21 protein-coding genes and 1 other annotated feature are annotated in these 20,837 nt (G+C 53.8%); of the genes, 10 read left to right on the top strand and 11 right to left on the bottom strand.

What is annotated here, in order from left to right:
• Window positions 1–109 precede the first annotated feature (109 nt).
• Window positions 110–1,282 (bottom strand): serine-type D-Ala-D-Ala carboxypeptidase DacD, encoded by a 1,173-nt coding sequence (dacD, locus tag OGW13_RS12600; protein WP_263503910.1) that lies wholly within the window; start codon window positions 1,280–1,282, stop codon window positions 110–112.
• A 240-nt stretch (window positions 1,283–1,522) separates the two neighbouring features.
• Between dacD and sbcB the strand changes: the two genes are divergently transcribed.
• A complete protein-coding gene (sbcB, locus tag OGW13_RS12595) occupies window positions 1,523–2,947 on the top strand; it encodes an exodeoxyribonuclease I (RefSeq protein WP_200040486.1) in 1,425 nt (474 codons plus the stop codon).
• Window positions 2,948–2,982: 35 nt separating this feature from the next.
• Here the strand turns inward: sbcB and tsuB are convergent, their stop codons facing one another.
• The 6 genes from tsuB to OGW13_RS12565 all read right to left on the bottom strand — a co-directional run bounded on the left by tsuB (window position 2,983) and on the right by OGW13_RS12565 (window position 7,917).
• On the bottom strand, window positions 2,983–3,210 hold the full coding sequence (gene tsuB, locus OGW13_RS12590) for a thiosulfate utilization sulfurtransferase TsuB/YeeD (protein ID WP_000985275.1): 228 nt from the start codon (window positions 3,208–3,210) through the stop codon (window positions 2,983–2,985).
• A gap of 15 nt (window positions 3,211–3,225) precedes the next feature.
• On the bottom strand, window positions 3,226–4,284 hold the full coding sequence (gene tsuA / locus OGW13_RS12585) for a thiosulfate utilization transporter TsuA/YeeE (RefSeq protein ID WP_287116181.1): 1,059 nt from the start codon (window positions 4,282–4,284) through the stop codon (window positions 3,226–3,228).
• Between the two features lie 202 nt (window positions 4,285–4,486).
• Window positions 4,487–5,848, bottom strand: a complete 1,362-nt coding sequence (locus tag OGW13_RS12580) for an APC family permease (RefSeq protein ID WP_044258725.1) — start codon at window positions 5,846–5,848, stop codon at window positions 4,487–4,489.
• Entirely contained in the window at window positions 5,838–5,900 is a 63-nt protein-coding gene (yoeI, locus tag OGW13_RS12575; RefSeq protein ID WP_099433339.1) for a membrane protein YoeI, read from the bottom strand. The genes OGW13_RS12580 and yoeI overlap by 11 nt, the downstream gene beginning before the upstream one ends.
• 216 nt (window positions 5,901–6,116) lie before the next feature.
• Complete coding sequence (locus OGW13_RS12570; RefSeq protein ID WP_287116180.1) at window positions 6,117–7,046, bottom strand: LysR family transcriptional regulator; 930 nt, start codon at window positions 7,044–7,046, stop codon at window positions 6,117–6,119.
• 46 nt (window positions 7,047–7,092) lie between these two features.
• Window positions 7,093–7,917, bottom strand: coding sequence for an SDR family oxidoreductase (locus OGW13_RS12565; RefSeq protein ID WP_043000216.1), 825 nt, complete (start codon window positions 7,915–7,917; stop codon window positions 7,093–7,095).
• Window positions 7,918–8,079: 162 nt separating this feature from the next.
• Between OGW13_RS12565 and hisL the strand changes: the two genes are divergently transcribed.
• The 9 genes from hisL to hisIE all read left to right on the top strand — a co-directional run bounded on the left by hisL (window position 8,080) and on the right by hisIE (window position 15,315).
• Window positions 8,080–8,130, top strand: coding sequence for a his operon leader peptide (hisL, locus tag OGW13_RS12560; RefSeq protein ID WP_001364200.1), 51 nt, complete (start codon window positions 8,080–8,082; stop codon window positions 8,128–8,130).
• Window positions 8,106–8,229: a sequence feature (His leader region), on the top strand. (Overlaps the previous gene by 25 nt.)
• A gap of 46 nt (window positions 8,230–8,275) precedes the next feature.
• Window positions 8,276–9,175, top strand: a complete 900-nt coding sequence (gene hisG / locus OGW13_RS12555) for an ATP phosphoribosyltransferase (RefSeq protein ID WP_043000214.1) — start codon at window positions 8,276–8,278, stop codon at window positions 9,173–9,175.
• A gap of 5 nt (window positions 9,176–9,180) precedes the next feature.
• On the top strand, window positions 9,181–10,485 hold the full coding sequence (gene hisD / locus OGW13_RS12550) for a histidinol dehydrogenase (RefSeq protein ID WP_287116179.1): 1,305 nt from the start codon (window positions 9,181–9,183) through the stop codon (window positions 10,483–10,485).
• Window positions 10,482–11,561, top strand: coding sequence for a histidinol-phosphate transaminase (hisC, locus tag OGW13_RS12545; RefSeq protein WP_287116178.1), 1,080 nt, complete (start codon window positions 10,482–10,484; stop codon window positions 11,559–11,561). The genes hisD and hisC overlap by 4 nt, the downstream gene beginning before the upstream one ends.
• A complete protein-coding gene (hisB, locus tag OGW13_RS12540; protein WP_043000212.1) occupies window positions 11,558–12,625 on the top strand; it encodes a bifunctional histidinol-phosphatase/imidazoleglycerol-phosphate dehydratase HisB in 1,068 nt (355 codons plus the stop codon). The genes hisC and hisB overlap by 4 nt, the downstream gene beginning before the upstream one ends.
• Window positions 12,625–13,215 carry an imidazole glycerol phosphate synthase subunit HisH gene (gene hisH, locus OGW13_RS12535; RefSeq protein ID WP_043000211.1) on the top strand — a complete coding sequence of 197 codons (591 nt, stop codon included), beginning with the start codon at window positions 12,625–12,627 and terminating at the stop codon, window positions 13,213–13,215. The genes hisB and hisH overlap by 1 nt, the downstream gene beginning before the upstream one ends.
• The gene (gene hisA / locus OGW13_RS12530; RefSeq protein WP_044258718.1) at window positions 13,215–13,952 is read left to right on the top strand and encodes a 1-(5-phosphoribosyl)-5-[(5-phosphoribosylamino)methylideneamino]imidazole-4-carboxamide isomerase; all 738 of its coding nucleotides are present in this window, start codon (window positions 13,215–13,217) and stop codon (window positions 13,950–13,952) included. The genes hisH and hisA overlap by 1 nt, the downstream gene beginning before the upstream one ends.
• Window positions 13,934–14,710, top strand: coding sequence for an imidazole glycerol phosphate synthase subunit HisF (hisF, locus tag OGW13_RS12525; protein ID WP_109740357.1), 777 nt, complete (start codon window positions 13,934–13,936; stop codon window positions 14,708–14,710). Before hisA ends, hisF begins: the two co-directional genes overlap by 19 nt.
• Window positions 14,704–15,315, top strand: coding sequence for a bifunctional phosphoribosyl-AMP cyclohydrolase/phosphoribosyl-ATP diphosphatase HisIE (hisIE, locus tag OGW13_RS12520; RefSeq protein ID WP_109740358.1), 612 nt, complete (start codon window positions 14,704–14,706; stop codon window positions 15,313–15,315). The genes hisF and hisIE overlap by 7 nt, the downstream gene beginning before the upstream one ends.
• Window positions 15,316–15,377: 62 nt before the next feature.
• On the opposite strand, the gene wzzB is transcribed toward hisIE, so the two are convergent.
• The 4 genes from wzzB to cpsG all read right to left on the bottom strand — a co-directional run.
• Complete coding sequence (gene wzzB / locus OGW13_RS12515) at window positions 15,378–16,361, bottom strand: LPS O-antigen chain length determinant protein WzzB (RefSeq protein WP_109740641.1); 984 nt, start codon at window positions 16,359–16,361, stop codon at window positions 15,378–15,380.
• A gap of 143 nt (window positions 16,362–16,504) precedes the next feature.
• Window positions 16,505–17,671: a UDP-glucose 6-dehydrogenase gene (gene ugd / locus OGW13_RS12510; RefSeq protein ID WP_109740359.1), complete on the bottom strand. Its 1,167-nt coding sequence runs from the start codon at window positions 17,669–17,671 to the stop codon at window positions 16,505–16,507.
• A 236-nt stretch (window positions 17,672–17,907) separates the two neighbouring features.
• Window positions 17,908–19,314: an NADP-dependent phosphogluconate dehydrogenase gene (gnd, locus tag OGW13_RS12505; protein WP_109740360.1), complete on the bottom strand. Its 1,407-nt coding sequence runs from the start codon at window positions 19,312–19,314 to the stop codon at window positions 17,908–17,910.
• Between the two features lie 166 nt (window positions 19,315–19,480).
• Window positions 19,481–20,837: colanic acid biosynthesis phosphomannomutase CpsG (gene cpsG, locus OGW13_RS12500; RefSeq protein WP_287116177.1), on the bottom strand; the 1,357-nt coding region annotated here is incomplete at its 5' end.

The raw sequence follows: 20,837 nt of genomic DNA, 5'->3' as shown, positions 1-20,837 counted from the left end.
GTTACACTGTATTTATATACAGCATAACGAAGACTAAACCGCCGTCACAAGCACTTTGTGGTTATTATGTGAGCGGAACCGAACTCCTGCCAGTCTCTGTCAGTACGATTCAGACTTTGTGATGGAAATAATCACTCAGACGGGAGAAGACGCCTCCCTTACCGATGGCTTCCAGCGTGACCAGAGGCCAGTGAGCGACCAGTTTGTCGCGGTCGTAGAGTTCGATTTCCCCGACCCGTTGATGGGCGGCAAGCGGCGCTTCCAGTTCCTTCTTATCCAGGATGTACTTCGCTTTGATGTGCGGGATTTCCGCCTTTGGCAGCGCCATCCAGAAATCGTGTTCGGTACCTAACGCGATTTTCTCTTTATCACCGTACCAGATACGCTCTGTTCCGACCTGCTTACCGCTGCGCAGGATTTGCACCGTGTCGAAATTTTGTTGTCCCCAGTGCAGCAGTTTACGTGCCTGCTCCTCACGCCCTTTTGGGCTATTCGCGCCCATCACCACGGCAATCAGTCGGCGCTGACCGTCCACCGCAGAAGCAATCAAATTGAACCCCGCGCCTGAGGTGTGCCCGGTTTTCAGGCCATCAACGTTCATGGTTTTATCCCACAGCAGTCCGTTACGGTTTTGCTGGGTAATACCGTTCCAGGTGAGGCTTTTCTCACTGTACATGTGATAAAACGTCGGCTCACCATGAATGATTGCCCGGGACAACACCGCCAGATCGTAAGCTGAACTGTGCTGACCAGGGGCATCCAGTCCGTGCACCGTCTCAAAATGGGTGTCCCGCAAATTGAGCTTCTTGACGTAATTGTTCATCATCGCGACAAACTGCGGTTGCCCACCAGCGATGTAATCTGCCAGCGCTACGCAGGCGTCGTTACCGGAATCAACAATCAACCCACGGCTTAAATCGCGCACGGACACCCGGTCCCCTTCTTTGAGGAACATCAATGAGGATCCGGCGAACACCGGGTTGTCCTTCGCCCACGCGTCGCGTCCCACGGTGACAATGTCGTCCGGGGTAATGCGCTGGCTGTCAATGGCGCGGTCAACCACGTAACCGGTCATCAGCTTGGTCAGGCTGGCAGGATTGCGCTGTTGATGTTCATTACCCGCCGTGAGAATTTGCCCCGTGGTGTAATCCATAAGCACCCATGAACCGGCTTCAATGCCAGGTGGCGGTGGCGCAAAGTCAGCCGTACCGGCAGCAAGTGCAGAAGAGAGATGCATCGCGAGTAAAGAAGCGGTAATAAACAGACGGGGTTTCAACAGCATGTCCTCAGACGTTTCAAAAGAGCCGTCCTTTTTACGGAAATTCTGATAAACGAACAGGGAATAATTGCAAGAAAATGTGACTTATCGCACATTGATCCCTGTTTGATTGATCCGTTGCACCTTATCTCCAGCCGCTTTCTGTCTTTCTTCTCTGTGAGTCAGGCTGATTACCACGCCGAATTTTGGTACTCTGTGCAGTCCAGGCAGCGCGCAACCAGAAGTCACGGAACCCACTTATTTATGAATGACGGCAAGCAACAACCCACCTTTCTCTTCCACGATTACGAAACCTTTGGCATTCATCCGGCGCTCGACAGACCTGCGCAATTTGCCGCTCTGCGTACCGATAGCGAATTCAACATCATCGGTGAACCTGAGGTTTTTTACTGCAAACCGGCGGATGACTATTTGCCCCAGCCGGGCGCGGTGATGGTCACCGGAATCACCCCGCAGGAAGCGCGAGAGAAAGGTGATAATGAAGCTGCGTTTGCCGCGCGGATCCACGCCCTGTTTACGGTGCCGAAAACCTGCATTATTGGCTACAACAACGTGCGCTTCGACGACGAGGTTACGCGCAACGTGCTGTACCGTAACTTCTACGATCCCTACGCCTGGAGCTGGCAGCATGATAATTCGCGCTGGGATCTGCTGGACGTGATGCGCGCTTGCTACGCCCTGCGCCCGGAAGGCATCAACTGGCCGGAAAATGACGACGGCCTCCCCAGCTTTCGCCTGGAGCATCTGACGAAAGCAAACGGTATTGAGCACAGCAACGCGCACGATGCGATGGCGGATGTCTATGCCACCATTGCGATGGCGCAACTGGTGAAGTCACGGCAGCCACGTCTGTTTGAGTATCTCTATACGCACCGCAATAAGCACAAGCTGGCCGCGCTGATTGACGTGCCGCAAATGAAACCGCTGGTGCATGTTTCCGGCATGTTTGGCGCATGGCGCGGCAACACCAGTTGGGTTGCACCGCTGGCCTGGCATCCGGATAACCGTAATGCGGTGATCATGGTCGACCTGGCCGGTGATATTTCGCCGTTGCTGGAGCTGGACAGCGACACCCTGCGCGAACGTCTGTACACCGCCAAAGCCGATCTGGGCGATACCGCCGCCGTGCCGCTGAAGCTGGTGCACATCAACAAATGCCCGGTGCTGGCGCAGGCGAACACGCTGCGCCCGGAAGATGCCGACCGTCTGGGGATTAATCGCCAGCACTGTCTCGATAATCTGAAAGTCCTGCGTGAAAATCCGCAGGTGCGTGACAAAGTGGTCGCCATCTTTGCCGAAGCCGAGCCGTTCACGCCGTCTGACAACGTCGATACCCAGCTTTATAATGGTTTCTTTAGCGATGCTGACCGTGCGGCAATGAAAATTGTGCTGGAAACCGACCCGCAAAACCTGCCGGCGCTGGACATCACCTTTGTCGATCCACGTATTGAGAAACTGCTGTTCAACTATCGGGCGCGTAATTTCCCCGGCACGCTGGATGAAGCGGAGCAACAGCGCTGGCTGGAGCACCGTCGTCAGGTCTTTACGCCGGAATATTTGCAGCGCTACGCCGACGAGTTGCAGATGTTGTATCAGGAATATGCGGATGATAAAGAGAAGCAGGTACTGCTGAAGGCACTGTGGCAGTACGCTGAAGAGATCGTCTGAGAATCGCCCTCCGCGCCACGGCGGAGGGCCTGTTATCACGCTTTCTGGACGGTGATGCTCCAGGCGGCATCGCCAACCTGCTGATAATCTGTAATCGCATGCCCTTCTTCAGCAGCCCACTGTGGGATCGCTTCTGTCGCCTGTGTGCAGTCAAACTCAATTACCAGTTCGTCACCGCTCGCCATTTCAGCCAGCGCGGCTTTTGCTTCAATCAGTGGGAACGGGCAAACCTGTGTGACCACGTCCAGTTTTTTAATCGCCATCATTAATCCTTACGCTTAATTTGCCGCAGCGGTTGCCAGACGGGCTTTACGCTGCGGTCGAACAAACACAATCCATGACGCGGTCCAGACGCCAAGGATCATAAATACCAGGCCAATCCAGCCCTGCCAGGTCATCATCGCCGTCATCACCAGACCGTTACCGATAGAGCAGCCACCGGCAATACTGGCGCCAAATCCCATCAGGATCCCGCCGAAGCCGCTGCGCAGCGTGGTTGCCGCATCGGCAGCCCGCACGCGGAATTCACGACTGGCTTTCGCCGCGATGAACGAACCAAGGAAAATCCCCAACACCAGGAAAACGCCCCAGTTAAGGAATTTGCTGTCTCCCGCCACCAGGAACTGCAGAATGTTAGCCGTCGGCGAGGTGATCCCGAGCCCAAACATACGCCCGGTAGCTTCGCTCAGCGGCCAGGCCAGCAGCGCGATAAGACCAATCAGTACCGCCGTCACGAACGGATGCCAGCGTTTTTCAAACAAAATATGTGCAAGCCCGGTACGACGCGGCGGCAAAGAGGCGACGTTCAGCTTTGGCTTTTTCAGCTCTTTACTGACTACCCAGAGCGTCACCACCAGCAGAACGGCGATCAGCGGCCAGACGGAGAGGTTCAGCGTGTCAGCAATGGAGTTGTGCTCCGTGCTGTACGTTTTTAACGTCTGGTTTAAACCGCTGGCATGGGGCGAACGCATTACCGCGCTCATCACCATGTAGGTCGCCAGTGCTATCCAACTGCCGATCAGCCCCTCACCCGCACGATACCAGGTTCCGGTGGCACATCCGCCCGCATAGACAATTCCAATCCCGAAGATATAACCGCCAACAACGGTACCGAGCCACGGGAACGCGCCCGCATCGTAACGAATCACTCCCGCCTGAATCAGCGCAAAGGCACCGACGCTCTGCACGGAAATCGCAATCAGCAGTGCATAAAACATACGGTTGTTTTTAGCGATATACATGTCGCGGAAACCGCCGGTCAGGCAGAATCGACCACGTTGCATTACAAAGCCCAACAGCGCGCCGCAGATAACCCCGCTTAAGATCATTGAAAACATAAATTCATTAGCCTGAAGAATATCAATCAGGAAATTATTCCTGAGCATGCGGCCGGGAACCAATAACCAAATTCTCTAATTTAGAACGAATAGTTATGAATAATGACGGGAAATAAACCAGAGACATAAAAAAAGCCGGAGTGGTTAACTCCGGCTTCCTGCCCGGTGTCGCTTCGCTTACCGGGTCTACAAACCTTATGAGTTACTGGGCGATATCTTCGTACTGCGGAACCGGGTTGCGGAAACTTTTGGTCACGCAGGCCAGATACACCAGACCAATACCGGCCCAGATCAGCCCCAGAACCATAGAGCTCTCTTCCAGGTTGATCCACAGCGCCCCAACAGTCAGCGCGCCACATACCGGCAGCACCAGATAGTTGAAGTGGTCTTTCAGCGTCTTGTTGCGTTTTTCGCGGATCCAGAACTGTGAAATCACAGACAGGTTCACGAAGGTAAACGCCACCAGCGCACCGAAGTTGATCAGCGCCGTCGCCGTCACCAGGTCAAATTTAATCGCCATCAGCGCAATTGCCCCCACCAGCAGCACGTTCCATGCCGGGGTACGCCACTTCGGATGAATGTAACCAAAGAAGCGCGTCGGGAATACGCCGTCACGGCCCATCACGTACATCAGACGAGAGACGCCTGCGTGTGCCGCCATACCGGACGCCAGAACGGTCACGCTGGAGAAAATCAGCACGCCCCACTGGAAGGTTTTACCCGCCACATACAGCATGATTTCAGGCTGAGAGGCATCCGGATCCTTAAAGCGAGAGATATCCGGGAAGTACAGCTGCAGGAAGTAAGAGGCACCGATGAATACCAGGCCGCCAATCAGCGCCGTCAGGAAGATAGCCTTCGGGATCACGCGCTCTGCATCTTTGGTCTCTTCAGACAGCGAAGAGATACCGTCAAAGCCCAGGAACGAAAAGCACAGAATCGTTGCTCCGGTAATCATTGGCACGACGTGCGCGCCTTCCGACCAGAACGGACGCGTGCTGGTCAGCGTACCCGCACCTTCACCGTTCGAAACGCCGTAGATGATCAGGCCAACAATCACCGCCACAATGCCCATCTGCAGGATCACAATCAGGGTATTGAAGTTTGCCACGGTCTTGATGCTGCGCAGGTTGGAGATGGTCATAAAGGCCACCAGCGCGACAACAAAGATCCACGACGGTACGGATGGCACCAGCGCTTCAAAGTAAATTTTTGCCAACAGGATGTTGATCATCGGCATGAACAGGTAGTCCAGCAGAGATGACCAACCAACCATAAAGCCGACGGTCGGACTAATGGATTTCTGGGCGTAGGTATACGCTGAGCCAGCGGACGGGAAACGGCGAACCAGTTTACCGTAGCTCAACGCAGTAAAAAGAATAGCGACCAGCGCAAAGGCATACGCCGTTGCAACGTGACCGTCAGTGAGGCCTGAAACGATACCAAACGTATCGAACAGCGTCATTGGCTGCATATAGGCAAGGCCCATCATGACAACCGGAATCAGCGTAAGCGTTTTACGCAATTCCACGCGAGAGGTTTTTGGAGTAGCGTTATGCGACATGGTCATTCCCCTTTACGGCGAATGCCGTCGCGTAAGCAAAAAATTGCCCCATCTTCTGGATTCCTCAGCGACAACAACTGTCGGTTTTTAGTAAATATCTATCCGGTACGAAGCCCGGCCTCTTTGTATGAATGATTGGTTTGATGCAAAAAAATAACCGACGCGTATTAAAACGTCGGTTAATGTCATTTTTTGCAAGCGGCGCATTGTGCACTAAAATGAGGCGAAAAGACAAGAGAATGAGTAGCTTGTCGCGAACTATTTTTTCTTAAATGTTTGATTTTTCGCTATCGTCTTTTTTATAGATCCCCGCAATAGCACTATTTGCTAAAATCGCATCCCGCCACCAGGCGCTGGCGAGCCCCGCCGTCTGCTCATTCCACCCCATCCATACTGGTTCAAAGAGAATTTGCGCCGCCACTTTTTTCTCGATCAGCGCCCCACTTTCCAGGAAGCGCTGCGCCAGATAACGCGGAAGATAACCGCATCCCAGACCGCTGATTTGCAGTTCCAGTTTGGTTTTAAAATCGAAGACGGTGATGGCCTCTTGATCGTCAAGCAGTTGCGTCGCCGTTGCAGCAGCGAGAGGCGAACTGTCGCCGACCACAATCGCGCGATAGCGTTTGATGGTACTGCGGCTCAGCGGCTCGGCTTCTTCAGCCAGCGGATGGTGTGGCGCAACGGCGAAAATCTGTTCCAGCTCACCCAGGCGAGCAACGCTAAAGTCGCTGGATGAAGGAGGTTCATGCATCGCGCCAACAATAATATCCGCCCTGCCCTGGATCAGCGCATCCCACGATCCCCCCAACACGCCGTTAATGAATTTCAGGCGCGTGACGCTGTGGTGCTGATAAAAGGATTCAATCAGGGGGGCGAGCAGGGAAAAAGGAAAGGTATCGTCCACGCCGATCACCAGTTCATTTTCCCAGCCTTCGTGGAGTTTTATCGCCTGCTTTTCCAGTTCCCGCACGGTATGCAGAACTTCTCGCCCTTTCTCTAACAGCATTTGCCCCGTGCGCGTGAACCGGGCGCGATGGCCACTGCGATCGAGGATCTGAATGTTGAGGTCGCTTTCCAGACGGTGGACGGTATAGCTGAGAGCTGACGGCGTCTTATACAGTTTGGCGGACGCCGCCGCGAAGCTGCCCTCTTTCTCAAGGGCATCAAGGATGATGAGCACGTTCAGCAGTGGTTTCATACACGCCCCCTTGCGTTGTATGGCGACTAACTGCTGGCGGTATGCATTACTCCAACGGCATCACCAGCGGATCGGGATACTGGTATTCAAACCCAAGCTCATTACAAATCCGGCTGCCATCGATAATTTTACCTTTACCGTTATCCGCTGAATCGCGGAACTGCGGCGGCTCCATTCCCAACAGACGCGCCATCTGCGGATAAAACACATTGCGTGCAGGATGCGAAGGCGCACATATATTATAGATGTGTCCCCCTTTCGGTGCCTGTAACAGCAGCGTAATGGCGGCAATCACATCTTCCAGATGCACCAGATTGACGCCATGTTCTCCGTCAGGCGCGGTTTTGCCCGCGAAGAAGCGGCCTGGATGACGCCCCGGCCCTACCAACCCGGCCAGTCGCAAGATATCAACCGAGGTACCCGGTAAATTATGCAGCCAGTCTTCCAGCTCTTTTAACACACGGCCGCTGGCGGTGACCGGATTGCGCGGGGTTCCCTCTTTTACCGTCCCCTGGACATCACCATAGACGGAGGTCGAACTGGTAAAGATAATGCGCGGAATACGATACGCCAGCGCGCTGTCCACCAGCTCCTGCATCGCCTGCAAATAGAAGTCTTCTCCCGGACCGCTGCGTCGAGCCGGTAAGGTAATCACCAGCGCATCGACATCCATCAGCGCATCCAGATCGTCTGTTTCACACACCAATTCAGGCTCGAGCCGTAGTGGATATCCTTCGATCCCACTCATTCTGGCCGCTTCCACGCCATCCTGGGTGGTTTTGCTCCCCGTCACCTGCCAGCCTCTGGCAGCGAGCGACATCGCCAGTGGCATGCCTAACCATCCTAAACCGACAACTGCGACCTTTTTCATCCGTTTTCTCCTGACTCCAGCACTATGTCTATAAGGCTACGCCAGCGTTTTAAGACTGACAATTCATACTATAAATAGGAATTAAAAAAAGCGCTTGCTTTAAGGCGTTAAAGTGGTTTAGGTTAAAAGGCATCACATGAATAAGCATTCATCGAGAATTTTATGACACGCGTTCAATTTAAACATCACCATCATCACCATCATCCTGACTAGTCTTTCAGGCGATGTGTGCTGGGAGACATTCAGATCTTCCAGTGGTGCATGAACGCATGAGAAAGCCCCCGGAAGATCATCTTCCGGGGGCTTTTTTTTGGCGCGAAATTCAGACAGGTTCAGACAGGATAAAGAGGAAAAGAGAATGTTAGACAACAGCCGTTTACGCATAGCTATTCAGAAATCAGGTCGTTTGAGCGATGACTCACGCGAATTACTCGCCCGCTGTGGGATTAAAATTAATTTACACACTCAGCGCCTGATTGCGATGGCAGAGAATATGCCAATTGATATTCTGCGTGTGCGTGACGACGATATCCCCGGTCTGGTGATGGACGGCGTGGTTGACCTGGGCATCATCGGTGAGAACGTTCTGGAAGAAGAACTGCTGAACCGCCGCGCCCAGGGTGAAGATCCTCGCTACTTTACGCTGCGTCGTCTCGACTTTGGAGGTTGCCGCCTTTCCCTGGCAACGCCAGTGGATGAAGCCTGGGATGGCCCCGCCGCGCTGGATGGCAAGCGCATCGCCACCTCTTATCCGCACCTGCTCAAACGTTATCTCGACCAGAAAGGCGTCTCTTTTAAATCCTGCTTGCTGAACGGTTCTGTGGAAGTGGCTCCGCGCGCGGGCCTCGCCGATGCCATCTGCGATCTGGTCTCGACCGGCGCGACCCTGGAAGCCAACGGGCTGCGCGAAGTCGAAGTGATTTACCGTTCTAAAGCCTGTCTGATCCAGCGTGACGGTGAGATGACCGACGCCAAGCAGCAACTGGTCGATAAGCTGCTGACCCGTATTCAGGGCGTTATCCAGGCTCGCGAATCGAAATACATCATGATGCACGCGCCAAGCGAGCGTCTGGAAGAGGTCATCGCGCTGCTGCCAGGCGCCGAACGCCCAACTATTCTGCCGCTGGCTGGCGATCAACAACGCGTGGCGATGCACATGGTCAGCAGCGAAACCCTGTTCTGGGAGACGATGGAAAAACTGAAAGCGCTCGGCGCCAGCTCGATTCTGGTGCTGCCAATTGAGAAGATGATGGAGTGATGGCCATGAGCTTTAGCACAATCATTAACTGGAACGCCTGTTCCCCTGAGCAGCAGCGTGAATTACTGACGCGCCCGGCGATTTCCGCGTCTGACAGCATCACCCGCACCGTAAGCGAGATTCTGGATAACGTCAAAACCCGTGGTGATGACGCCCTGCGCGAGTACAGCGCGAAGTTTGATAAAACCGAGGTTGCGGCGCTGAAGGTGACCACAGCAGAGATAGCCGCCGCCAGCGCACGACTGAGCGACGATCTCAAACAGGCGATGGCTGTCGCGGTGCAAAACATTGAAACCTTCCACAACGCGCAACAATTACCGATCGTTGATGTGGAAACCCAGCCAGGCGTCCGCTGCCAGCAGGTGACGCGTCCGGTGGCGTCCGTCGGTTTGTATATTCCCGGCGGATCCGCCCCGCTCTTTTCTACCGTGCTGATGCTCGCCACCCCGGCCCGTATTGCGGGCTGTAAGAAGGTGGTGCTGTGTTCCCCGCCGCCGATTGCCGATGAAATTCTCTACGCGGCGCAGCTGTGCGGTGTGCAGGAAGTCTTTAATGTTGGCGGTGCGCAGGCCATTGCCGCGCTGGCGTTTGGCAGCGAATCCGTGCCGAAAGTAGACAAAATTTTTGGCCCTGGAAACGCATTTGTGACCGAAGCGAAGCGTCAGGTGAGCCAGCGTCTTGACGGTGCGGCGATTGATATGCCAGCCGGACCGTCCGAAGTGCTGGTAATTGCCGACAGCGGCGCCACGCCGGATTTCGTCGCCTCCGATCTGCTTTCGCAAGCGGAACACGGTCCGGATTCCCAGGTCATTCTGCTGACCCCGGATGCCGACATCGCCCGTCGCGTTGCCGAAGCCGTTGAACGTCAACTGGCTGAACTCCCGCGCGCAGAAACGGCGCGTCAGGCGCTCAGCGCCAGTCGATTAATCGTGACGAAAGATCTGGAGCAGTGTATTGCCATCTCTAACCTCTATGGACCTGAGCACCTGATTATTCAAACCCGTCATGCCCGCGAGCTGGTTGATGACATCACCAGTGCCGGTTCGGTGTTCCTCGGCGACTGGTCGCCGGAGTCAGCGGGTGATTACGCCTCCGGGACTAACCACGTGCTGCCGACCTACGGCTATACCGCCACCTGTTCCAGCCTCGGGCTTGCGGATTTTCAGAAGCGCATGACGGTTCAGGAACTGTCGAAAGCGGGATTCTCCGCGCTGGCTTCAACCATCGAGACACTGGCGGCGGCGGAACGCCTGACCGCTCACAAAAATGCCGTCACCCTGCGCGTTAACGCCCTGAAGGAGCAAGCATGAGCACTGAAAACACGTTCAGCGTCACCGACTTAGCCCGTGAAAACGTCCGCAATCTGACGCCGTATCAATCTGCTCGTCGTCTGGGCGGCAACGGCGACGTCTGGCTCAATGCCAACGAATTCCCGACAGCGGTTGAATATCAACTCACCCGGCAATCGTTGAATCGTTACCCGGAATGCCAGCCGAAAGCGGTGATTGAAAATTATGCGCAGTACGCCGGAGTTAAACCGGAGCAGGTACTGGTCAGTCGTGGCGCAGATGAAGGCATTGAGCTGCTTATTCGCGCCTTCTGCGAACCGGGGAAAGACGCGATTCTCTTCTGCCCGCCCACCTATGGGATGTATAGCGTCAGCGCCGAAACCATTGGCGTCGAATGCCGTACCGTACCGGCGCTCGCCGACTGGCAACTGGATATGCAGGCCATTTCTGACAATCTGGATGGCGTGAAGGTGGTTTACGTGTGCAGTCCCAATAACCCCACCGGACAATTGATTAACCCGCAGGATCTGCGCACGCTGCTGGAACTGACGCGCGACAAAGCCATTGTGGTCGCCGACGAGGCCTATATCGAGTTTTGCCCGCAGGCAACGCTGGCGGGTTGGCTTTCTGAGTATCCTAACCTCGTCATTCTGCGCACGCTGTCCAAGGCGTTTGCCCTCGCTGGTCTGCGCTGCGGCTTTACGCTGGCGAATGAGGAGGTGATTAACCTGTTGTTGAAAGTGATCGCGCCCTACCCGCTTTCTACCCCTGTTGCCGACATTGCCGAACAAGCGCTGAGCCCGCAAGGCGTCAATGCTATGCGCGAACGCGTGGCGCAGATCCTGCTTGAGCGTCAGTACCTGGTGAAGGCGCTTAAAGAGATTGCCTGTGTTGAACAGGTTTTTGACTCCGAAACCAACTACATTCTGGCGCGCTTTACCGCCTCCAGTAGCGTATTTAAATCTTTGTGGGATCAGGGCATTATCTTACGAGACCAGAACAAGCAACCTTCTTTAAGCGGCTGTCTGCGTATTACTGTTGGTACCCGTGAAGAAAGCCAGCGCGTCATTGACGCTTTACGTGCGGAGCAAGTATGAGCCAGAAGTATCTCTTTATCGATCGTGATGGAACCCTGATTTCCGAACCGCCGAGCGATTTCCAGGTGGATCGCTTTGACAAACTCGCCTTCGAGCCCGACGTAGTGCCGGTGCTGCTGAAGCTGCAAAACGCGGGCTTTAAGCTGGTGATGATCACTAATCAGGACGGTCTGGGAACGCAAAGCTTCCCGCAAGCCGATTTCGACGGCCCGCATAATCTGATGATGCAAATCCTGACCTCTCAGGGCGTGCAGTTTGATGAAGTGCTGATCTGCCCACACTTGCCTGCAGATGAGTGCGACTGCCGTAAGCCGAAAGTGAAGCTGGTCGAACGCTATCTCGCTGAGCAGGCGATGGACAGCGCCAACAGCTACGTGATTGGCGATCGCGCTACCGATATCCAGTTGGCTGAAAACATGGGGATTACCGGGCTCCGTTACCATCGCGAGACGCTGAACTGGACGGCAATCGGCGAGCAACTGACGAAACGCGATCGCTACGCCCACGTTGAGCGCGTCACCAAAGAGACGCAGATTGACGTCAAAGTGTGGCTGGACCGTGAAGGCGGCAGCAAAATTAACACCGGCGTCGGCTTCTTCGACCATATGCTCGATCAAATTGCGACACACGGCGGGTTCCGCATGGAGATTACCGTCAAAGGCGATCTTTACATTGACGATCACCACACCGTGGAAGACACCGGTCTGGCGCTGGGCGAAGCATTAAAACTGGCGCTCGGCGATAAGCGCGGTATCAACCGTTTTGGCTTTGTGCTGCCGATGGACGAATGCCTGGCGCGCTGTGCGCTGGATATCTCTGGGCGTCCGCACCTCGAATACCGTGCCGAGTTCACCTATCAGCGCGTCGGCGATCTGAGTACCGAGATGATCGAACACTTCTTCCGATCACTCTCCTACACCATGGGCGTGACGCTGCATCTGAAAACGAAAGGTAAAAACGACCATCATCGCGTGGAGAGTCTGTTCAAAGCTTTCGGCCGTACCCTGCGCCAGGCCATTCGCGTTGAGGGTGATACCCTTCCCTCCTCCAAAGGAGTGCTGTGATGAACGTGGTGATCCTCGACACCGGCTGCGCCAACCTGAACTCGGTGAAATCCGCAGTCGCGCGTCACGGTTATGATCCGGTGGTCAGCCGCGACCCGGACGTGGTGTTAATGGCCGATAAACTTTTTCTCCCCGGCGTCGGTACGGCACAGGCGGCAATGGACCAGTTACGCGAGCGCGAACTGATCGAGCTGATAAAAGCTTGCACGCAGCCAGTGCTGGGCATTTGCCTCGGAATGCAAATTCTGGGGCGACGAAGTGAGGAGACGAACGGCGTCGACCTGCTGGGCATCGTCGATCAGGACGTACCGAAGATGACCGATTTCGGTTTACCGCTGCCGCATATGGGCTGGAACCGCGTCTACCCGCAGGCAGGCAACCGGTTATTCCAGGGCATTGAAGACGGCGCGTATTTCTATTTTGTGCACAGCTATGCCATGCCGGTCAATCCGTGGACCATCGCCCAATGCCACTACGGCGAACCGTTCACCGCCGCCGTACAAAAAGATAACTTCTTTGGCGTGCAGTTCCACCCGGAGCGTTCGGGTGCCGCTGGCGCACAGTTGCTGAAAAACTTTCTGGAGATGTGATGATTATTCCGGCTTTAGATTTGATCGACGGCACCGTCGTGCGTCTCCATCAGGGCGATTATGCACAGCAGCGCGATTATGGCACCGACCCACTACCGCGTTTACAGGATTACGCAGCGCAGGGTGCCGAGGTGTTACACCTGGTTGACTTAACCGGCGCGAAAGATCCGGCGAAACGACAGATCCCGCTGATAAAAACCCTGGTAGCTGGCGTGAACGTACCGGTCCAGGTCGGCGGCGGCGTACGTACAGAAGACGACGTTGCGGCCCTGCTGGCAGCGGGTGTCGCTCGTGTGGTGGTTGGCTCCACGGCGGTAAAGTCGCCAGACATGGTGAAAGGCTGGTTCGCGCGTTTTGGCGCTGATGCCCTGGTGTTGGCGCTCGATGTCCGCATAGATGAGCAAGGAAACAAACAGGTGGCGGTGAGCGGCTGGCAGGAAAACTCCGGCGTTTCGCTCGAAGAACTGGTCGAAACCTATCTGCCAGTGGGCCTGAAACATGTGCTCTGTACGGATATTTCTCGCGATGGCACGCTGGCGGGCTCGAATGTCTCCTTGTATGAAGAAGTCTGTGCAAAATACCCGCAAATTGCCTTTCAATCCTCCGGTGGCATTGGCGACATCAATGACGTTGCGGCCCTGCGCGGAACCGGCGTGCGCGGCGTGATCGTCGGGCGTGCGCTGCTGGAAGGCAAATTCACCGTTAAGGAGGCGATCCAATGCTGGCAAAACGTATAATCCCTTGCCTCGACGTTCGCGATGGTCAGGTCGTGAAAGGCGTGCAGTTCCGTAATCACGAAATCATCGGCGACATCGTCCCGCTGGCGAAACGCTACGCCGATGAAGGTGCCGATGAACTAGTGTTTTACGATATTACCGCGTCCAGCGATGGTCGTGTGGTCGATAAAAGCTGGGTTTCGCGCGTCGCGGAAGTGATCGACATTCCTTTCTGCGTGGCGGGCGGGATCAAGTCGGTTGACGACGCGGCCAAAATTCTCTCGTTTGGTGCAGACAAAATCTCCATCAATTCGCCAGCCCTAGCTGACCCGACGCTGATTACCCGTCTGGCAGATCGCTTTGGCGTACAGTGTATTGTGGTGGGTATTGATACCTGGTACGACGCTGAAACCGGTAAGTACCATGTCAATCAGTATACCGGCGACGAAAGCCGCACCCGCGTTACCACCTGGGAAACTCTTGACTGGGTACAGGAAGTGCAAAAGCGCGGTGCCGGAGAAATCGTCCTCAACATGATGAACCAGGACGGCGTGCGTAACGGTTACGACCTCGAACAGTTGAAAAAGGTACGTGACGTTTGCCGCGTACCGCTGATTGCGTCCGGCGGTGCGGGAACCATGGAACACTTCCTCGGGGCTTTCCGCGATGCCGATGTCGATGGCGCGCTTGCCGCCTCCGTCTTCCACAAACAGATAATCAATATTGGTGAATTAAAAGCGTACCTGGCAACGCAGGGCGTGGAGATCAGGATATGTTAACAGAGCAACAACGCAGCCAACTGGACTGGGAAAAAACCGACGGACTGATGCCCGCCGTCGTACAACACGCGGTGTCCGGTGAAGTGTTGATGCTGGGCTATATGAACCCAGACGCGCTGGATAAAACCCTTGCAACCGGCAAAGTCACCTTCTTCTCACGCAGCAAACAGCGCCTGTGGACCAAAGGCGAGACGTCGGGCAACTTTCTGAACGTGGTCAGCATTGCGCCAGACTGTGATAACGATACCCTGCTGGTGCTGGTGAATCCTGTCGGACCCACCTGTCACAAAGGCACCAATAGCTGCTTCGGCGAGACCAGTCATCAGTGGCTGTTCTTGTATCAACTTGAACAACTACTCGCTGAACGCAAAACAGCCGACCCGGCAAGTTCCTATACCGCGAAACTGTATGCCAGCGGCACCAAGCGCATCGCACAAAAAGTGGGTGAAGAAGGTGTCGAAACCGCGCTGGCAGCCACGGTACATGACAAATTCGAACTGACCAACGAAGCATCGGATTTGATGTATCACCTGTTGGTCCTGCTGCAGGATCAGGATCTCGACCTGACGACGGTCATTGAGAATCTGCGCAAGCGCCATCAGTGATCGTAAGGCGTAAAAAAACCGGGCCAGTTCAACTGGCCCGGTTTTTTCTTGAGGGGGTAATATTACTGCGCTTTGGGTTTGTAGTTACGCAGCGCGTTACGCCCCAGCACCACGCCGGCACCAATCATTCCACCGAGCAGTACCGCCAGTACCAGGGTAATCGCTTTTTTCGGGCTATCGCGACGAATCGGCAATGTCGGCTTCATCACGTAGCGATAGGCATGAATACTGTCAGGCTGCACTTTCAGCGCCTTAACCGCTAAGAGATTCTGACGGGTCAGGTAGTAGTCATCCGAAAACGTTAACGGTCGGGTCGCTTCGTTATTCACCATCGATGAAAGCGCATCGCTCCCCAGCATAAACATGGTGTCCTGAGAGACCTGATCGGCCTGCTGGACCTGCGGCAGCTTGATGTTGGCCTGTTTCGCAACGGAAAGCGCCTGGGTGATCTGGGCAATGCGCAGTGCTTTTTGTTCCTGAGCGACCTTTTCCTGCGCTACGAGCGAATGCTCTAAGTCAGAAGCACGTGTTTTAATGCTCATCGCGAGGTCAGTATTAATTTCTTTGGAGACCGCTTCATCAACCTGTTGAATGTACTGCGCCAGCGTTTTTTGCGCAGATTCAGCCGAGGTTGCCTGATAGGAGACTTTCAACGGAAGAGGCTGGCCTTTTACAGACGCGTCGATGGTCAGCTTCTCTGGTTCTTCCTGATTATCGAGCGTTTCAGAAAGTGCGGAAAATGCCGAGTTAAAACGGCCAATAACACCCGACTGAACATCGTTCACTTTTGGCGCATCCTGACCGTAAAGGATACTCATGGCATTGGTATAGGATGCCAACTGGCCCGCATCAGGTTGAGTAATAATCGCCGTTGAGGTCCATTTTTCTTTCGCCACCGCCAGGTAACCCACGGCCAGAGCGATAGCCACAATAATGCAGATGATTATTGTCACTTTACCGCGCCAAATCTGAATCACTAAGTCAATCAAATCAATCTGTTCCGGTTCGTTGCTGCGCCCGGATAGGTTGTTATTTTCCACTGTCATCATTGCCCTAAACAAGAAAGCTCTAAACTCGCCACAGTTTATCGGGAAACGTAATTTATGCCATAGGAAATTTGACAGGATTGCGAAAATTCTGGTAGGTCTTTAACCCATTATCAAGGACTCCCTTCCCCTCAGTTGACTAATCAATCACTGCCAAAAAGATCGCGGGTATAGACTTTTTCGGACACATCTTTGAGCTCTTCAGCCATGCGGTTCGAGATAATGACGTCAGCCTGTTGTTTAAACTGCGTCAGGTCACGTTCGATTCGCGAGTTGAAAAACGTCTCGTCCTGCATTACGGGTTCATATATTACCACTTCCACACCTTTAGCTTTAATGCGCTTCATGATCCCCTGAATGGAGGATGCGCGAAAGTTATCCGAGCCGCTTTTCATGATCAGACGATAGATTCCCACCACTTTTGGTTTTCTGGCGAGAATGGCATCAGCGATAAAGTCTTTACGAGTGCGGTTGGCATCAACGATTGCGGAAATAATATTATTCGGGACTGACTGATAATTAGCCAAAAGCTGCTTGGTATCCTTTGGCAAGCAATAACCGCCGTAACCAAATGAGGGATTGTTGTAGTGATTGCCAATACGCGGATCCAGACAAACTCCCTCGATGATCTGGCGGGTATTTAAACCTAAACTTTCAGCGTAGCTATCGAGTTCGTTAAAATAGGCCACGCGCATCGCCAGATAGGTGTTGGCAAAAAGCTTGATCGCTTCTGCTTCGGTAGAATCTGTAAACAGCGTAGGAATATCTTGCTTCACCGCCCCTTCCTGAAGCAAAGCGGCGAACCGCTCTGCCCGTTCAGAGCGCTCGCCGATGACAATACGCGACGGATATAAGTTGTCATAGAGCGCCTTACCTTCACGCAAAAATTCAGGGGAAAAAATAATATTTTGCGTTTTAAATTTCTTACCCATCGCAGCGGTAAACCCAACCGGGACGGTAGACTTAATTATCATTACCGCATTTGGATTAATCGCTATCACATCCTGAATGACAGACTCGACGCTTGAAGTATTGAAGTAATTGGTCTTCGGATCATAATCGGTCGGCGTCGCAATAATAACATAATCTGCGTTTCGATAGGCGTCACGCTTATCCAGTGTGGCTTTGAATTTAATTTTCTCCGACATTAAGAACTGCTGAATTTCTTTATCGACAATCGGAGATATCCGATCATTCAACATTTCAACACGAGAGGGGATGATGTCTAACGCAACCACATCATGATGCTGTGCGATTAGCAGACCGTTGGACAGGCCGACATATCCGGTACCGGAGATGGTGATTTTCATTGCATGCTCTCAGAATTAACTTAATTAGACATCATGATGTATTCACATCCTGACACGTTATTATTGTTTTAGCGTCTGAGCGAATAATATGTCAACGAAGCCTAATACAATTAGGATTATCTTTATCATCCTAAAGGGACAATATTAAGTTAATATTAAGCGATGAAGATTATGCAATAAGAATCAGGATAAAAAAAAGCCCGATCATTAGACCGGGCTTCTGACACATAATGTAATTAATCCATCCATTCGGTATGGAAAACGCCTTCTTTATCAGTACGCTTATAGGTATGCGCACCGAAGTAATCACGTTGTGCCTGGATCAGGTTAGCTGGCAGTACTTCAGCACGATAGCTGTCATAGTAGGCAACGGCCGCAGAGAAGGTCGGTACCGGGATGCCATTCTGAACAGCGTAGGCAACAACATCACGCAGCGCCTGCTGATATTCATCAGCGATGTTCTTGAAGTACGGATCTAACAGCAGATTGGCGATGCCTGCATTCTTCGCGTAGGCGTCCGTGATCTTCTGCAGGAACTGCGCACGAATAATGCAGCCTGCACGGAAAATCTTCGCGATTTCACCGTAATTCAGATCCCAGTTGTACTCGTCGGACGCCGCACGCAACTGAGAGAAGCCCTGCGCATAGGAAACGATTTTGCCGAGATACAGCGCACGACGAACTTTCTCAATAAACTCAACTTTATCACCTGCAGGCTGCGCTTTCGGACCGGTCAGGACCTTAGAAGCAGCAACACGCTGGTCTTTCAGCGAGGAGATGTAACGCGCAAAAACGGATTCAGTGATCAAAGACAGCGGTTCGCCGAGATCCAGAGAACTTTGGCTTGTCCACTTACCGGTACCTTTGTTTGCCGCTTCGTCCAGAATGACATCAACGAGGTATTTACCCTCTTCATCTTTTTTGGTGAAGATGTCTTTAGTGATATCAATCAGGTAGCTGCTAAGCTCGCCGTTGTTCCATTCCGTAAAGGTGCTGGCCAGCGCTTCATTAGAGAGATTCAGGCCGCCTTTCAGCAGAGAATAGGCTTCAGCGATGAGCTGCATATCGCCATATTCGATACCGTTGTGAACCATTTTCACGTAATGGCCTGCGCCATCAGCACCGATGTAAGTCACGCAAGGCTCGCCATCTTCAGCAACTGCGGCGATCTTAGTCAAAATCGGCGCAACCAGCTCGTAGGCTTCTTTCTGACCGCCCGGCATGATAGACGGCCCTTTCAGCGCGCCCTCTTCACCACCGGAAACGCCGGTGCCGATGAAGTTGAAACCTTCAGCAGAAAGTTCACGGTTACGACGAATGGTGTCCTGGAAGAAAGTATTACCACCATCAATGATGATATCGCCTTTATCCAGATACGGTTTGAGAGAATCAATGGCTGCATCGGTACCCGCGCCTGCTTTCACCATTAACAGGATACGACGAGGCGTTTCGAGGGATTCAACAAACTCTTTCACCGTGTAGTAAGGCACCAGTTTCTTGCCAGGGTTCTCGGCAATCACTTCTTCGGTCTTTTCACGGGAGCGGTTGAACACGGAGACGGTATAACCACGGCTCTCGATGTTGAGCGCCAGGTTGCGCCCCATCACTGCCATGCCGACGACGCCGATCTGTTGCTTGGACATTACATACTCCTGTCAGGTGTGGTCACCGCGCGACGTATGCGCGGCTTGAATGTATTGCAGATGTTAACTCAGTAATAGGATAGCTGAATAGCTTTTCATAAACGGGATCACATCGATTGTATATTCGTTATTGGCTGATAAGAGGTATCACAATTACTTCCCCTACTCATTCGTTTAAGATGAGCAAAATTTCTTTTGTTTTCTCTTCCATTAATTGCGTGTTTGCTCGTGACTCAACATTCAATCGTACCACCGGTTCGGTATTGGAGGAGCGCAGGTTGAAACGCCAGTCGACGAACGACATGCTGATCCCGTCGGTTCTGTCCACCGCCAGCGCCTCGCTGGCAAAGTGTTGTTCCACCCGAGAAATCGCTGCCGCCGGTTCCTCCAGCTTGCTGTTGATTTCGCCGCTCGCCGGGAATGCCGCCATCCGGTCTCGTACCAGTTCACCCAGTGACTGTCCCTTCAGACACACCAGTTCCGCCACCAGCAACCACGGGATCATTCCGCTGTCGCAGTAAGCAAAATCACGGAAATAGTGGTGGGCGCTCATCTCGCCGCCGTAGATGGCGTCTTCGTGGCGCATCCGCTCTTTAATGAAAGCGTGACCGGTTTTCGACATCACCGGCGTGCCGCCCGCCGCTTTCACCACATCCACCGTGTTCCAGGACAGACGCGGGTCGTGAATGATTTTGGCACCCGGCTGTTTTTCGAGGAACGCTTCCGCCAGCAGGCCGACAATGTAGTAACCCTCAATGAACTGGCCTTTCTCGTCGAACAGGAAGCAGCGGTCGAAATCACCGTCAAAGGCAATCCCCATATCCGCGCCATGTTCAATCACCGCATTGCGGGTATCGGCGCGACACTCCGGCAACAGCGGATTAGGAATGCCGTTCGGGAAGTTGCCGTCCGGGGTGTTATGCACTTTGATCAATTCTACCGGCACGCCCAGCGCCTGAAAGCGCGCGTCGATGGCGTCCACCACCGGGCCTGCCGCGCCGTTACCGGAGTTGATCACCAGCTTCAGCGGGGTGAGGTTTTTAACATTGATGTAGCCGAACAGATGGTCGATATAGGCATCACGCAGGGAGATTTGCTTATAGCTTCCGCGCTGCGCGGGGTTCACCGGCGGGAAGTCGTTGGCCTCGGCCAGACGCTGCACGTCACGCAGACCGGTATCGCCACTGATGGGACGAGCGCCTTCGCGCACCAGCTTCATGCCGTTGTAGTCCATCGGGTTGTGGCTGGCGGTGACTTCAATCCCGCCGTCCACGCCAAGGTGGAAAGTCGCGAAGTAGATCTCTTCGGTGCCTGACAGGCCGATATCCAGCACGTCAACGCCGGCATCCTGCAACCCTTTTGCCAGCGCCAGCTTCAGCGCCTCACTGGTCAGACGCACGTCGCCGCCCAGCACAATGGTTTTCGGCTTCAGAAATTCGCCGTAAGCGCGACCAATCCGCCACGCAATCTCTTCATTCAGCTCTTCGCCCAGCCTGCCGCGAATATCGTAGGCTTTGAAACAG

Origin of the sequence: Citrobacter sp. Ca225, assembly GCF_030337175.1 — a bacterium.
Taxonomy (GTDB): Bacteria; Pseudomonadota; Gammaproteobacteria; order Enterobacterales; family Enterobacteriaceae; genus Citrobacter_A; species Citrobacter_A amalonaticus.
This window is presented reverse-complemented; position numbering and strand designations above follow the sequence as displayed.